Origin of the sequence: Phytohabitans maris, assembly GCF_031085175.1 — a bacterium.
GTDB classification, from domain to species: domain Bacteria; phylum Actinomycetota; class Actinomycetes; order Mycobacteriales; family Micromonosporaceae; genus Phytohabitans; species Phytohabitans maris.
This window is the reverse complement of sequence record NZ_JAVHUY010000014.1, coordinates 112,005-125,960: the sequence shown is the minus strand read 5'-3', so window position 1 is coordinate 125,960 and position 13,956 is coordinate 112,005. Positions and strand designations below refer to the sequence as shown.

Genomic DNA, 13,956 nt, shown 5'->3' with positions numbered 1-13,956 from the left:
CGGGTTATATTCGATGGGTGCTGTCGACCTTTGACGTCCTGGCCGAGCCGACCCGCCGCCGCATCCTCGACCTGCTGCTGGAGCGCCCCCGCCCGGTCGGCGAGCTGGTCGAGCGGCTCGGGCTGACCCAGCCGGGCACCTCCAAGCACCTGCGGGTGCTCCGCGAGGCCGGCCTGGTGCGAGTGCGGCAGGACGCCCAGCGCCGCTGGTACGAGCTGCGCCCCGAGCCCCTCGCCGAGATCGACACGTGGCTGGCCCCCTACCGGCGGCTGTGGTCGCAAAGCCTCGACCGGCTGGAGCGACACCTCGACAACACCTGACCGGACCCGGGCTGTGCGTGCGCGACGCTCTGGAGCTGCCCGCACCGGCGGGGCACCCGCGGCCGGTCAGCGGGCGGTGCGGCGGGCGCGGGCGGCCCAGATCGCGTACGCGGGGTCGCGGTCCAGGTTGTGCCGGTCGCGGTCGTAGCGGCGGGTCGTGCGCGGGTCGGCGTGCCCCATCGCGTCCTGCACGTCCTCCAGCGGCACCCCCTCGGCGCGGGCGGTCGTGGCGAACGCGTGCCGCAGCGAGTGCGGCGACAGCTTCGCCCACGCCGGGATCCCGGCCAGCCGGGCCAGGCGCCGCACCAGGCGGAACACCGCGTGCCGGTCCAGGCGGGCACCGCTGGCGGTCAGGAACACCGCGCCCTCGCCCGGGCCGGGCCGCACCCGCAGGTAGGCATCGAGCGCGGCGGACGTGCCCGGGGTCAGGGCCCGCCGGCGCGGCTTGCCGCCCTTGCCCACGAAACGGACGCTGCGATGCCCCCGCTCGTACCCGATGTCCGAAAGATCCAAGCTGACCAGCTCACCCACCCGCAGCCCCAGGTCGGCCAGGAGCGCGACGGCGGCCCGGTTGCGGGCCGCATGCGGCCCGGTGTCGGCGTCCGCGGCCGCGAGCAGCGCGTCCACCTCCTCCGGGGTGAGGCCGACGGTGCTGGAGTGGTCGCGGGCGACCTTGGGGCGGTCGGCGCCGGCGACCGGGTTGGCCTCGACCGCGCGGAGCTTGGTGAGGAAGTCGTACCAGCTGGACAGCGCGGAGAGCTTGCGCGCCACGGTGGCCGGAGTGAGCGGGCGGCCGCTGCGCGGGTCGACGGTCGCCTCCAGGTCCCGGCCGTACGCGTTGACGTCCAGGAACGACGCGCGCAGCGGCTCCAGGTCGCGGGCCGTGCACCAGGCGAGCCAGCCGGCGATGTCCCGGCGGTACGCGGCGCGGGTGTGCTCGGAGAGCCGCCGGTTGCGCAGCCACGCCTCGGTGAAGTCGTGACCGCCGGCGGCGACCTCGATGTCCACCCGTGGCACAGCCGGATACATGCCTAGATCATCCCAGCGGCGCGGCGCCGGCCGGTCCCTGACACGCCCTGTCAGGGACCTCGGCTAGTTTCGGGGTCCTGCGCGCCAGCCGGATGACCACGGAGGAAGCATGACCATTCCCGCCGACATGAAGGCCCACAACCGCCAGGTCATCGAGGAGTTCCGGGCCGCCGGCGGCAGCGCGCACGGCCGGCCGATGCTGCTGCTGACCACCACCGGCGCCCGCACCGGCACGCCACACACCGCCCCGATGATGTTCCTTCCGCACGGAGACGACCTGCTGGTCATCGCCTCCAACGCGGGCGCACCGAAACACCCCGACTGGTACCGCAACCTGGTCGCCCACCCCGAGGTCACGGTGGAGGTCGAGGGCGAGAGGTACCAGGCCACCGCCGTGGTCCCGCGCGGCGCCGAGCGCGACGAGATCTTCGCCGGCGTGGTCGAGCGGTACCCGTTCTTCGCCGACCACCAGGCCAAGGCCGCCACCCGCACCATCCCGGTCGTCGTCCTGCGCCGCCTCCGCTGAGCCGCGCCCTCGGCGCCCCTCACCCTCCGGAATCAGATCGTGGTATCTAGGTGCCCACAGAGGGGCACTGAAATACCACGATCACCGCCGCTGTGGGCGGGCTGGCCCGCGCGGGTCAGGCCAGGGCGTCGAGGTGGTGGTGGGCGTCGACGGCGATGTCGTCGTGGCGGAGCCAGCGGCGGGCCCAAAGGCGGGCGGCGACCTCGGCCTGCTCGTCGCCGGCGGTGGCGTGCTCGACCAGCAGCGCGGCGGTGAGCGTGTGGCCCATACGCAGGGCCAGGCCGCGGGCGCCGGCGACCACGGCGGGCGCGGTCGGGTCGGCGGCCACGTCGCGCAGGTCGGTGCGGAGCGACGCGGTCGCGGCGGCGAGCTGGTCGGCGAGGGCCGGTGACATGCCGCGGGCGGTGTCCTGGGCGGCGTCCAGGCGGGCCAGCAGCGGGCCGGCGGCGTCGTCGCGGACCACCGCGCGGAGGGCGTCGAGGGCCAGGACGTTGGTGGTGCCTTCCCAGATCGGCAGGACCTGGGCGTCGCGGAGCAGGCGGGATACGCCGGTGTCCTCGACGTAGCCGGCGCCGCCGAAGCTCTCCACGTACTCGCTGGCCGACGCCACGGCCAGTTTCCCGGTCGTGAGCTTGGCGAGCGGGGCGACGATGCGCAGCTCGGCGGCGGCCCGCGGGTCGGCGCCGACCTCGACCCGGCCGAGCAGCGCGAACGCGTGGGCGGCCAGGGCGTACGCGCCGGCGGCGTCGACGGCGAGGGTGCCGAGGGTGGCGCGGTGCAGGGGTGAGCCGGCCAGCGGGCCGCCGGCGACCGTGCGGTTGGCGGCGAACGCCAGCGCGTACGCGAGGCCGCGGCGCATGCCACCGGCGGCGGCCGCGGCGTTGTGCAGGCGGGTGACCACGACGAGCGTCATGGCGCGGGCCAGGCCGCCGGGGCCGGTCGGGTCGCCGAGCGGCAGGGCGGCCGCGGCGCGCAGGCCGATCTCGGCGGTGGGCAGGGCGCGGGTGCCGAGCTTGTCCTTGAGCCGGTGCACGCGGACGCCGGGGGCGGGTGAGACGCCGTCGGGGCCGTAGCGGGGGACCAGGAACGGGGCCAGGACCCGGCTGCCCGGTCCGGCGCCGTCCGGGCGGGCCAGCGCCACGGCGACGGCGGAGTCGGCGGCGGAGCAGAACCACTTCTCGCCGGTCAGCGACCAGCCGGACGGGCCGAGGATGGCCACTGTGGACGATCGGGACAGGTCGGAGCCGCCCTGCGACTCGGTCATCCACTGCCCGCTGGTGACCGCGACCGCCGGGTCGGTGGAGACCAGCTTCGGCAGCCACGCGTCGCGTACGGCGGGGTCGACCTCGGGCCGGGACAGCAGCGCGGCGGCGCCGTCGGCCATGGCGACCGGGCAGGAGAAGGTGGCGGACTCGGGGCCGTACAGGTGCAGCAGCGCGTGCTGTACCACCCGGGCGGCGGCGCCCCAGGTGGCCCGGGCCTCGGGCAGGTACGGCAGGGCGACGAGCGCGTGGCGGGCGGCGGCGGCCCGCTGCCGCTGCCATCCGGCGCTGGTCTCGATCCGGTCGACCCGCCCGCCCCACGCGTCGTACCGGATGAGGGTTGGCGGGTGTGTCTCGGCGTCCGCGTGTGCCGCGCGGAGGGTGTCCACGACGTCGGCCGCGAGGGTGGAGAGGCGGTCTTTGGCGGCGGCGTGGCCGGCCGGGCCGAGGACGCGGTCCAGCCAGGAGCGCAGCAGCGGGTCGCCGGCGTAGGGGTCGGCGGGGGGCGGCACGGCCTGTACGAAACGGTCCACGCCAATACCTTAACGGCCGTTAGAGAACGTGTGGTGGTTGGTTGCCGGCGGCCAGGATGGCGCGGCGCAGCGGCACCAGCATCAGCAGTACGAACCCGGCGGCGAAGAACGCGACCAGCGCGACGATGCCCACCCGGTAGCTGTTGGTGACCTGGTAGACGAGGCCGAACGCGAGCGGGCCGAGCCAGCTGGTGCCCTTGTCGCTGATCTCGTAGAAGCCGTAGTACTCGCCTTCCTTGCCCTTCGGGATGAGCTGGCTGAACAGCGACCGGCTCAGCGCCTGGCTGCCGCCGAGCACGATGCCGATGGCGGCGCCGAGGGCGATGAACGGCAGCGGGGCCTCGCCGGGCAGCCAGTACGCGGCGACCACGACGGCGGTCCAGAGCACGAGGCTGAGCAGTACGGTGTTGCGGGCGCCGACCCGGGCGGCGAGGCGGCCGAGGGCGAGCGCGCCGAAGAACGCGGTCAGCTGCACCACCAGGATCGTGATGATCAGGGTGTTGGTGGTCAGCCCCAGCTCCTCGCTGCCGAACTGGCTGGCCAGGTTGATCACGGTCTGGATGCCGTCGTTGTAGACCAGGAAGGCGAGCAGGAAGAAGAGCGTGAGCGGGTACGCCCGCATGCCCTTGACGGTGCGGCCGAGCTGGCGGAACCCGTCGGTGACCACGTTGGCGCCGGTGCTGGCGTGCAGCGCCGGGTACTCGCGCATCCACTTCAGCGGCACCAGCGTGAAAAGCGCCCACCAGACGCCGGCGGAGACGATCGACCAGCGGGCGATGTCGAGGGTGCGCTGGTCGTCGTCCTCGATGCCGAAGATCTGCACGGCGACCAGGTTGAGCGCGAGCAGGATGAAGCCGCCCAGGTAGCCCAGCGCCCAGCCGCGGCTGGAGATGTCGTCGCGCTCGTCGGGGCCGGACAGCTGCGGCAGGTACGAGTGGTAGACGACGATGCTCGCCCCGAACGAGATGTTGGCGATCAGGAACAGCGCGCCGCCCAGCAGGTAGCGTTCGCCGGTCACGAACGCGAACCCGCAGGTGGCGGCCGCGCCGAGGAACGCGGCCCCGGCCAGCAGCCGCTTCTTGTGCGCCGACCGGTCGGCGACCGCGCCCATGACCGGCAGCACGAAGACGGTGAGCAGGACCGACAGCGACACCACGTACGGGTAGTAGGAGCCGGCCGCGACGGTGAGCCCGAGCGGGTGCACGTCGGCGTCGCACTCGTCGGCGCCGAGCGGGCAGCCGGCCGCCTGCTCGGTGACCGCGGTCAGGAACGGGCCGAGGAAGACCGCGATGACCGTGGTCTGGAAGGCGGAGTTGGCCCAGTCGTAGAAGTACCAGCCTCGGCGCTCGCCGCGGGTGGCGTAGGCGCCCGTACCGGTGCTGGCGGTGTCGGTGGTTGTCACTGGTCCCCTTCGTCGTGCCACACGCCCCGGCTCACATAGACCTCGCGTAGCACGTCGACGCGATCCGTCATGATGCCATCAACACCAAGATCAAGTAAGGCGTGCATTTCGGCGGGGTCGTCGATCGTCCACACGTGCACCTGCAGGCCGAGCTTGTGGGCGTACCGCACGAACCGGCGGTCGACCACCGGCAGCCGCCCGTACCGGACCGGGACCTGCGCGGCCACCACCGAGGTCGGCAGCACCAGCCGCTGCCCGGTCAGCGACGCCACCCGCAGCCGGGCCACCGCCCGCATCCCCAGCGACGTGGCCACCTTCGGCCCGGCCAGGGTGCGCAGCCGGGCCAGCCGGGCGTCGCTGAAGGAGGCCAGCAGCACCCGGTCACCGGCACCCGCGCGGGTCACCGTCTCGACCGTGGGCGCGACACCGCTGCCGGCCTTCACGTCGATGTTGAACCGGATCTGCGGCCACGCCGCGAGGATCTCGTCGAGCCGGGGTACCGCCGCCGCGCCGCCCACCCGCACGGTGGCCAGGTCGGCCCAGGTCATCTGGTCGACCCGCCCCGGCCGCCCGGCGACCCGGTCCAGGGTGGCGTCGTGGAAGACCACGGCCACGCCGTCGGTGGTGGCGTGCACGTCGGTCTCCACGTACCGGTAACCGAGCGCGACGGCCCGCGCGAACGCCTCAGCGGTGTTCTCGTCGCCCTCGGCGGCGCCGCCCCGGTGCGCGAACGCCAGCGGCCCCGGCGCGTCAAGGTAGCTCACGGTGCCCGCCTTTCGTTCGCGACCGCGCGGCTCGCGTGCCGGCCGTGTCGGCATGCGGCGGGCCGTCGAAGCTCACTCCTCGCGCTCACGGCGTGCAGTATGCATGGACATGGCGACGGTAGGGTGACGGCCATGCGGGTGCTCGGCATCGACTTCGGCACGTCCAACACGGTCGCCATGGTCCGTGGCGCGGACGGGCGGGCGCGGCCGCTGCTGTTCGACGGCTCGCCGCTGCTGCCGTCGGCCGTCTACCTCAACCCGGACGGCAAGCTGCTGGTCGGCCGGGACGCCGAGCGCTCCGCGCGGCTCGACCCGGCCCGCTTCGAGCCCAACCCCAAGCGCCGCGTCGACGACGGGGTGGTGCTGCTGGGCGAGCAGGAGCTGCCGGTACCCCGGGTGATCGCCGCCGTCCTCGGCCGGCTGGCCACCGAGGCGGCCCGCCACCTGGGCGGCCCGGTCGAGGAGGTCCGGGTCACCCATCCGGCCCGCTGGGGCGAGCGGCGCCGGGCGGTGCTGGTCGAGTCGGTCCGCGCCGCCGGCCTGCCCACCCCCCGCCTGGTCGTCGAGCCGGTCGCGGCGGCCTCGTACTACACGGCGGTGCTGGGCAGCGCGATGCCGGTGGGGCGGGCGCTGGCCATCTACGACCTGGGCGGCGGCACGTTCGACGCGACGGTCGTGCGGCGCACCCCGACCGGGTTCGAGGTGCTCGCCGAGGCGGGCCTGTCCGACCTGGGCGGGCTCGACTTCGACCAGGCGCTGGTGGAGCACCTGGGGCGCGGCTACTCCGAGACCCGCACCATGCTGTGGAACAGTCTGGTCGCCCCCGCCGACCCGGGCCAGCGGCGGCAGCGGGCCCTGCTCTACGACGACGTGCGCGGGGCCAAGGAGATGCTGTCCCGGACCACCAGCGCCGACGTGCACCTGCCCGCGCTGGACATCTCCGCGCACATCACCCGGGACGAGTTCGACGGGCTGATCCGCCCGTACATGCTGCAGACCGTCCACTGCCTGGCCCAGACCATCACCGCGGCCCGGCTGGCCCCGCTGGACCTGGTCGGCATCTTCCTGGTCGGCGGCTCCAGCCGCATCCCCCTGGCGGCGCACCTGCTGCACACCGAGCTCGGCGTCGCCCCGACGACCCTGGAGCAGCCGGAGACGGTGGTCGCCGAGGGCGCCCTGTTCTTCGGCGGGCCGGCGGCCGCGGCCGGCCCGGTCCACTCCGGAGTGCCCCGCCCGGTGGCCCCACCGCCGCGGGCACCGGCCCCGCCGGCCCGCCCGCCGGTGATGGCGCCGCCGATGGCACCGGTGGGGCGCCCACCCGCGGCGCCGGTCTCCCGCCCGCCGATGGCCCCGGCCGCGCGCCCGCCGGTCGCGCCGCCCCGGCCGCCGGTGATCGCCCGCCCGCCGGCGCCGCCGGTGAGCGCCACCCCGGTCTCCCCGCGCCCACCGCAGCAGCATGTGCAGCCGCCGCGGCCGGCACCGGTCGCCCCGCCCCGCCCGCCGGCGATGGCCCCCCGGTCGCGCGGGCGCGCCTGGTACGAGGAGCCCGCTCTGGTGTGGACGGTCGCGCTCGGCGCCATGGTCCTGATCGCCGTGGTGGTGCTGATCGTCCTGGCCTCCTGACCCCGGCCGGGTCTACCAGGAGCCGCCGCCCCCGCCGCCGTCACCCCCGCCGACACCGCCGCTGGAACCGCCGCCGCTGTACCCGCCCGAACTCGTGGAGCTCCCGGAGCCGACGGCCGGCGACGAGGTGGCGCTGGCGGTGGCGGTCGGCAGGTACAGCGCGAGCTGCCACCGCACGTGGTCGTACGCGGGAGTGGTGGCCGGCCGGCCGGACGGGGGTTTCACCGCCCGCTGCGCCGCCGCCAGCCACGACCGCGCCTCGCCGAGGGCGACCGCCCAGGCGGTGTGCACGTCCTCGTCGCGCCCGTCCCACGCGTCGAGCCCGGCCAGGTGCCGGCGGTACGCCTCGGTCCGGCACCACAGGTCGCTGCCGCGGACGGTGAGCGTACGCAGCTCCCAGGCCAGCAGCAGCGCCGCGAGCCCGGCACCGGCCAGGGCCGCACCGACCGTGACCGGGGTGCGCCAGCCCGCCCCCGGCGCGGTGACGTCACCGGCCGCGAGCAGCAGGACGGCGAGCCCGGCGGCGGTGGCCAGCGCCCCGCAGACCAGGGCGGCCCGGCGCAGCGGCTCACCGCGCCGCTCCCACAGCCCGTCGCCGCCGGAACGGCGCCAGCCGCGCAGGCCGCGGCGCAGCTTCGTCCAGGCGGCGGCGAAGTTGCGGTTGTACTTGCGCAGGGCCACGTTCGGGTTCTGCGCGAACAGGGTGGCGAGCACCTCCGTGGTCAGCTCGTCGGCGCCGTCCGGCCGCTCCTTCGGCAGGCGGAGCACCGGCTGGGAGATCCCGGTGACCCGCAGGTGCCGGTCCAGGCCGGCGCCGAGCAGCCACGCCACCAGGTGCCGCTTGCGCACCTGGTCGGTCAGCAGGATGCCGCCCTGCGCGGGGCCGAGGCCGGCCGGCGGCAGCGGCGAGGGTCGGACGGTGCGGGCCAGCCGGCCGATGTCCATCCGCCGGATCCGGCCGTCTTCGGTCCGGACCCGTTCACGGCCGGCGAGCCGGAGCAGCGCCGCGACCACCAGGGCCGCGGCGAGGGCGGCGCCGGTGGCCCAGAGCCAGCCGGTCACGATGCCGTCCCCGCGCGCGGCGGGCGGCGGTGGACCGCCGGGCGGCGGCGGCAGCGCGGCGCCGCCACCGCCGGGGCGGGCGATCTGCCCGTACAGGGTCAGGCCCTGCCCGGCGTCCAGGCCGTCGTGGACCGCGTCCAGCTGCCCGGGTACGGGCTGCGCCAGCGCCGCGCACGGGTCGCCGGCGCGGGACCAGCCGGCCACGCAGGTCGGCGAGCCGATGCCGTGCGGGCCGGCGACGTGGACCTCGACCCGGTCGACCGGCACCTCCCAGTCGGTGCCGACGGCGTCCCAGGCCAGCCACCTGTCGTCGCCGAGCCGGGGCAGGCCGTAGTCGATCCGGTAGCGGTGGACGCCGGTCACCGTGGCGGCCGGGTCGCCGATCACGATCCGGGCGAAGCGGCCGGCGCGGACGTCGAACGGCACCGGCGCGCCGTCCATCGTGACCGCGACACCGGTCACGTCGCCGGGCGCGTCCTGCGGCACGGTCCGGTAGATCCCGTGCCGTCGCGCGCCGGCGAAGTCGTAGTCGATGACCTCGGTGACCTGGGCCGACCCGTCGTCGAGCAGCCGCGCGGCGACCCACATCCGCGGTATCCGCTCGCCGCTGCCGCCGAGCCCGGCGGCGAGCAGGCCGGCGAGCCCGACCAGCAGTACCCCCACCAACAGCGCGGCCGCGTCCCGCCGCCTGCGCCGCGCCACCGGCCCCGCCGCCATCGGTACCCCTTCCGCCCCCGCCGCCCGGCTGTGGATCATATCGGCGGTACGCCAGCGACCGGCGGCTCAGGTGCGCGTGGACCACGGCCCCCGAACGTGAGATGCCGGGACTAGACTCGCCCGCATGAGCGGCCTGGACGAGCTGGAGCGGCGGATCGCCGCGATCGAGGAGCGGCTTGGCGTGGAGTCCGGGCTGCGGGCCAGCGGCGACCGGGATCTGGGCGACATGGCGCAGACGCTGCGCGCCCAGCAGCACACGATCCAGGCACTCGCGATCACCCAGTCGCAGCACAACGAAAAGCTCGACCGCCACCAGGCGTCGCTGACGGCGGCGCACGGCAAGCTCGACCGGATCATCGACATGCTCGGCAGGCTGGCCGACGACGGCACCGGCAACGGCCGGTAGTCGTTTCCGGCCCGCGGCTCAGGTGTCGGGGGCCCACCAGCGGGCCAGGGAGCTGGTCGCCGGGTCCTCGGAGGCGGCCAGGGCGGTCCACGGGTCGGTGCCGGGCGGCAGCTCCTCGCCGGCGTAGGCGGCCAGCTCGTTCGCCTCGGGGGCGCCCTGGTAGCCGGCGTCCGGGTCGGGCAGCGGGGCGGCGCCCAGCGTGGCCGGGTCGGTCCAGGGGAAGCCGTCGACCGGTTCGGGGGCGTCCACGTCGAGGGGCTCGGGGAACGCCTGGTCGGTCCAGGTGTCGGCGTGCGCGTCGACGTCCGGGTCGGCGCCGACCGGGGTCGGCTCGGGCGCGTCCCCGTCGCCGGGGTCGGTGTCGCCGCCGTCCGCGCCGTCGAACGGGCCGTCACCGGGGCCGCCGTCGACCGTGGAGTCGCCGGCCGGGTCCAGCGGCGCGTCGGCCGTGGGATCCGGGTCCGGGTGGTGGTCGAAGGCGCCCAGGTCGGCGGTCTCGGCCTCGCCGAAGTCCGAGCCGAAGTCGGAGCCGGGATCCGGGCCGTACTCCGCGCCGAGGCCGGCGCCGTAGTCGGCACCGGGGTCGGAGGTGTCGCCGCCCAGGTCGCCGCTCGAGTCGGGGTCCAGGTCGTCCGGCCAGTCGCCGCCCCAGCCGTGGTCGCTCATGCCCGTCCTCGCTTCGCTGCGGGCGGGCACGAGACTCCCAGCAGACCGGGCCTGATGGTTCGCTCGCTCATGCCTACTCCTCGGTGGGGCGTGCCGGGGCGAGGGAACGCGCCCTCGCCAGGACCTCGTCGACCTGTTTGACCCGGGCGCGTAGCCCGTCGCGTTCGGTCTGCAGGGCCGCCTTGCGGCGGGCGCGGCTCGCCTTGTCTTCGGCCAGGGCCTTGTCGATCTCGGCGATGTGTGCGTCGAGCTGCTGCAGGCGGCGTTCGATGGCGTCGTCGAGGGCGAGCGTCAGCGCGTACTGCAGGTCGGTGAAGCGGTGCATGATCTCGTCGGAGAGGGCGGCGCGGGCCTCGCCGAGCACCTCGCGCAGCCAGATCCGGGCCTGCTGGCGGTCGTTCTGCACGCGCCGCCGGTACAGGATGAAGGCGCCGGCGGCCAGGCCCAGGCCGAGGCCGGCGACGGGGATGAGCAGCCCGCCGCCGATGATCGCGCCGGCGCCGAGCGCGGAGGCACCGGCGACGGCGCCGCGGCCGGCCATGAACGCCATGCCACCGGCGGACATGGCGATCATCACGTTGTCGGATCCGCCGCCCTCGCGGCGGGGCTTGGTGGCCAGGGCGTGGCGCAGGGTGGCGTTGAGGCGGCGCAGCACGTACTGCAGCTCGTGCGGCCCGAACACCTGGGTCAGCGTCCGCTCGGCGACCTTGCGGAAGCGGAACTCCAGGTCGTGCGAGAGCCGCACGGACAGGGCGTGCAGGGCGCGGTCGACCTCCTGGGGCAGCGCCTTGATGTCGTCGCCCTTCGCCTTCTCGATCTTGTTGAGGTACTCCTCCTGCAGCGCGGTCACGTAGTTGCGCAGCCGTCCGGTCGCCTCGACCCGGGCCCGCTGGGTCTCGGTGTTGAGCGCCAGGCTCCACTGCCGGGACTCGGTGCGCTTGCGGGCGGCCAGCGCGGCCCGGTCGGCCTTGGCCCTGGCCATGTCCTGCGGGTCCGGGTCGGTGGCCTTCATCCTGTCGCCGACCTGCAGGTCGAGGCGGATGTACTCGGAGCGGACCGCGCGCAGCACGTTGGCCTGGCCGAGCAGGTGACCCTTGCCGGCCAGGTCGATGAGGGCGTGCTGCAGCTCGGCGATCCGCGACTCCTTGATCAGCTCCGGGGCGGCCTCGCGGGGCAGGGTCATGGCCAGCTCGGCCAGCCGCGCCGAGACCGGGTACCAGGGGGCCGAGCCGAACCGCGGGGCGTGCGCCTGCAGCTGCGCGCGGTCGTCCTCCCAGATGGTGCGCCAGCCGGGGTAGGCGTCCACCTTGGTCAGCGCGAACACCACGAAGTTGACCCGCTTGGAGGCCTCGATGAGGAACTCCAGCTCCGGCTTGGCGAACGGGGCGGCCGCGTCGACGACGAACAGCAGCGCGGTCGCCTTCTCCACCGCGTCGAGGGCCACCTCGGCGTGCACGGGGTCGAGGCCGCCGGTGCCGGGGGTGTCCACGAGGGACAGGTACTGCAGCAGCGGCGCCGAGTGGGTGACCTCGATCCGCCGCGGCGGGCGGGCCCCGTCCGGCAGCCGCCCGAACGGGGTGGCCCAGTCACGCAGGTCGGCCTGGCGCAGCGGCACCGGATCCTCCCGGCCGGGCAGCCACGCCTTGGCGGCGTGCTCGGCGCCGTGGCTGAACTCCAGGTAGGCGGCGGTGGCCACGGCCGCGTCGACCGGCGAGAGCCCGGGTACGCCGATGAGGGCGTTGACCAGGGAGCTCTTGCCGCGCTTGGTCTCGCCGACGACGACGATGGCGGGGCGGCCACCGTCGCGGCGGCGGACCGCGTCCAGGTCGGCGGCCGCGTCCGGGTCGGTCTTGCGCAGGAACGCCAGGGACGTGTCGACCGCCCCGGTGAGCAGCTTCTGCAGCGCGTCGGGATTGGGGGAACTCACGGCCGCCCTCGCTTCGCTGCGGGCGGCCGCGAGCCATAGAACGCGCTGTATCTGACGATTCGCTCGCTCCGCTCGCTCATGCCGTACCCCGGACTTTCTGGCTGAGCAGGTAGAAGCCGCGGTGCGCGACCAGGGCGACCCGGGACTGGGACGGGCTGGCCCCGGCGACCGCGTACACCCGCCATCGGGTGGCGGCGTCGAGGGCGGCCTTGACCAGCTGCTCGGTGCCGGCGGTGGGCAGGTTGAGGATCCACTGTGGATCGTTGGACAGGGCCAGGCGGGTCAGTTCCTGCTCCATCGGCTCGGGCAGCTCGACCGACCCGGTGCTGACCAGCTGGGCGACCTCCAGCAGCCGCAGCCGGTGGTAGTCGGGCTGCTGCAGGACCCGTTCGATCGCGTCGCGCAGCAGCTCGCGGTCGTTGGGGCGTTCGGTGTGGCTGGCGACCTTCTCCAGGCTGGACAGCGCCCACCCGGCCTTGATGGCGTCGGTGCGCCACCGGAACGCCTGGTCGAGGGTGTGCCGCAGCCGCGGGAAACCGGAGGCCTGGAACAGCATCCGGACCAGGTCGCCGGAGGCCAGCTGGGGGCGGGCGGCGAGCTGGGCCATGGCGAACCCGATCCCGTACAGGTCGAGCAGGCGCAGCAGCCGTTCGCGCTGCTCGCGGGGGACCTTGCAGTCGCGGGAGGTGAACAGGTCGACCGAGGCCATCAGGACGAGCCGCTCGGTCTCCGGCAGCTGGGCCAGCGAGCGCAGGGCCTCGCAGTCGGCGGCGGTGAGCCGGCCGGCCTCGGTGGTCTCGGCGAGCAGCCCGACCACGGGTACGACGTCGGAGACGACCCGGCGCAGCACCTTGGTCTGGTCGGCGGCGAGCGGCCCGGCGACCGGCCACGGGTCGGCGACGCCGGCGACGAGCTTGTCCACCTTGTTGAACAGGCCCAGCGAGTTGATCGGGTTGGAGGCCAGCCGGGCGGAGATGGACCGGAACGCCTCCAGGGCCTGCAGGTCGTCGTCGCGGACCGACTGGGTGAACACGTAGATGATGGCCTCGGCGCCGGAGATCGCGCCGACCGAGTCGTCGTCGATGTCGTCGTCGATGGGTGCCTCGTTGAACAGGAAGCGCCGTGCCCCCGCGCTCACCGAGGTGTTGGTGGAGGAGAGGCCCGGGGTGTCGACGACGGTCAGCTCGCGCAGGTGGTCGCTGGTGAGGGTGACGTCCACGTACGAGATGTCGTGGCGGGGCACGCCGAGCCGCTGCGGGATCATCCCGGACTCGTCCAGCGGCAGGCTGGAGCGGGAGCCGTCGCGGCGGACCACGTCGACCCGGTCCGCGGTCCCGTACCGGAACTGGGTCACGATTCGGGTGCATTCGCCGACTTCGGTGGGGGCGACCCTTCGGCCGATGAGCGCGTTCACAAGTGTCGACTTTCCGGCTTTCAGTCGTCCGGCGATGGCCACCCGGAGGGGTTCGTCGAGCCGTCTGCGCACGCCGAGTACCTGCGTCTGGGCCGCGGGACCCACCCGCGGGCCGACGTCGTCACACAGCGCTGCCACCCGGGCACTGAGCGGACCTGGTCCCATGACTCGTCAGCCGGCGGTACGGTCGGCGACAATGGCGTGGTTCCAGCGGTCGTGCTCGCTCATCGTGTCGGTGTCCCTCCTGCCGGATCCACACTATGAATATCCTGCCGGCGCAGGATCCCATGTTCGTGCCACGGTCT

12 protein-coding genes are annotated in these 13,956 nt (G+C 74.8%); 4 read left to right on the top strand and 8 right to left on the bottom strand.

The genetic code is table 11. The annotated features are described in order from the left end of the window. Positions 1–17: 17 nt before the first annotated feature. Positions 18–320 (top strand): ArsR/SmtB family transcription factor, encoded by a 303-nt coding sequence (locus RB614_RS16850; protein ID WP_308713453.1) that lies wholly within the window; start codon positions 18–20, stop codon positions 318–320. 66 nt (positions 321–386) lie between these two features. On the opposite strand, the gene RB614_RS16845 is transcribed toward RB614_RS16850, so the two are convergent. After that, positions 387–1,349 (bottom strand): tyrosine-type recombinase/integrase, encoded by a 963-nt coding sequence (locus RB614_RS16845; RefSeq protein WP_308713452.1) that lies wholly within the window; start codon positions 1,347–1,349, stop codon positions 387–389. A gap of 109 nt (positions 1,350–1,458) precedes the next feature. Between RB614_RS16845 and RB614_RS16840 the strand changes: the two genes are divergently transcribed. Next, a complete protein-coding gene (locus RB614_RS16840) occupies positions 1,459–1,875 on the top strand; it encodes a nitroreductase family deazaflavin-dependent oxidoreductase (protein WP_308713451.1) in 417 nt (138 codons plus the stop codon). Between the two features lie 115 nt (positions 1,876–1,990). Here the strand turns inward: RB614_RS16840 and RB614_RS16835 are convergent, their stop codons facing one another. Genes RB614_RS16835 through RB614_RS16825 form a run of 3 tightly spaced genes read right to left on the bottom strand, consistent with a single transcriptional unit; the run spans position 1,991 to position 5,890 of the window. Beyond that, a complete protein-coding gene (locus tag RB614_RS16835; RefSeq protein WP_308713450.1) occupies positions 1,991–3,670 on the bottom strand; it encodes an acyl-CoA dehydrogenase family protein in 1,680 nt (559 codons plus the stop codon). Between the two features lie 19 nt (positions 3,671–3,689). Continuing rightward, the gene (locus RB614_RS16830) at positions 3,690–5,072 is read right to left on the bottom strand and encodes an MFS transporter (RefSeq protein WP_308713449.1); all 1,383 of its coding nucleotides are present in this window, start codon (positions 5,070–5,072) and stop codon (positions 3,690–3,692) included. Then, the gene (locus RB614_RS16825; protein WP_428983026.1) at positions 5,069–5,890 is read right to left on the bottom strand and encodes a glycerophosphodiester phosphodiesterase family protein; all 822 of its coding nucleotides are present in this window, start codon (positions 5,888–5,890) and stop codon (positions 5,069–5,071) included. Before RB614_RS16825 ends, RB614_RS16830 begins: the two co-directional genes overlap by 4 nt. A 78-nt stretch (positions 5,891–5,968) precedes the next feature. Between RB614_RS16825 and RB614_RS16820 the strand changes: the two genes are divergently transcribed. After that, a complete protein-coding gene (locus RB614_RS16820; protein ID WP_308713447.1) occupies positions 5,969–7,459 on the top strand; it encodes an Hsp70 family protein in 1,491 nt (496 codons plus the stop codon). 12 nt (positions 7,460–7,471) lie between these two features. Here the strand turns inward: RB614_RS16820 and RB614_RS16815 are convergent, their stop codons facing one another. Further along, the gene (locus RB614_RS16815; RefSeq protein ID WP_308713446.1) at positions 7,472–9,238 is read right to left on the bottom strand and encodes a DUF2207 domain-containing protein; all 1,767 of its coding nucleotides are present in this window, start codon (positions 9,236–9,238) and stop codon (positions 7,472–7,474) included. 124 nt (positions 9,239–9,362) lie between these two features. Here RB614_RS16815 and RB614_RS16810 point away from each other — a divergent pair, with 124 nt between their 5' ends. Further along, the gene (locus RB614_RS16810; RefSeq protein WP_308713445.1) at positions 9,363–9,644 is read left to right on the top strand and encodes a hypothetical protein; all 282 of its coding nucleotides are present in this window, start codon (positions 9,363–9,365) and stop codon (positions 9,642–9,644) included. An 18-nt stretch (positions 9,645–9,662) separates the two neighbouring features. Here the strand turns inward: RB614_RS16810 and RB614_RS16805 are convergent, their stop codons facing one another. The 3 genes from RB614_RS16805 to RB614_RS16795 form a co-directional block, all read right to left on the bottom strand. Continuing rightward, positions 9,663–10,310: a hypothetical protein gene (locus tag RB614_RS16805; protein ID WP_308713444.1), complete on the bottom strand. Its 648-nt coding sequence runs from the start codon at positions 10,308–10,310 to the stop codon at positions 9,663–9,665. 73 nt (positions 10,311–10,383) lie between these two features. Next, positions 10,384–12,237 carry a dynamin family protein gene (locus tag RB614_RS16800; RefSeq protein ID WP_308713443.1) on the bottom strand — a complete coding sequence of 618 codons (1,854 nt, stop codon included), beginning with the start codon at positions 12,235–12,237 and terminating at the stop codon, positions 10,384–10,386. Positions 12,238–12,313: 76 nt separating this feature from the next. Continuing rightward, positions 12,314–13,816 carry a dynamin family protein gene (locus RB614_RS16795; protein ID WP_308713442.1) on the bottom strand — a complete coding sequence of 501 codons (1,503 nt, stop codon included), beginning with the start codon at positions 13,814–13,816 and terminating at the stop codon, positions 12,314–12,316. Positions 13,817–13,956 lie beyond the last annotated feature (140 nt).

Bases quoted from the DNA above. Each gene is read 5' to 3' on its own strand.
- RB614_RS16845 (WP_308713452.1), bottom strand. From the start codon at position 1,349: ATGTATCCGGCTGTGCCACGGGTGGACATCGAGGTCGCCGCCGGCGGT.
- RB614_RS16840 (WP_308713451.1), top strand. From the start codon at position 1,459: ATGACCATTCCCGCCGACATGAAGGCCCACAACCGCCAGGTCATCGAG.
- RB614_RS16825 (WP_428983026.1), bottom strand. From the start codon at position 5,890: ATGCCGACACGGCCGGCACGCGAGCCGCGCGGTCGCGAACGAAAGGCG.
- RB614_RS16820 (WP_308713447.1), top strand. From the start codon at position 5,969: ATGCGGGTGCTCGGCATCGACTTCGGCACGTCCAACACGGTCGCCATG.
- RB614_RS16815 (WP_308713446.1), bottom strand. From the start codon at position 9,238: ATGGCGGCGGGGCCGGTGGCGCGGCGCAGGCGGCGGGACGCGGCCGCG.
- RB614_RS16810 (WP_308713445.1), top strand. From the start codon at position 9,363: ATGAGCGGCCTGGACGAGCTGGAGCGGCGGATCGCCGCGATCGAGGAG.
- RB614_RS16805 (WP_308713444.1), bottom strand. From the start codon at position 10,310: ATGAGCGACCACGGCTGGGGCGGCGACTGGCCGGACGACCTGGACCCC.
- RB614_RS16795 (WP_308713442.1), bottom strand. From the start codon at position 13,816: ATGGGACCAGGTCCGCTCAGTGCCCGGGTGGCAGCGCTGTGTGACGAC.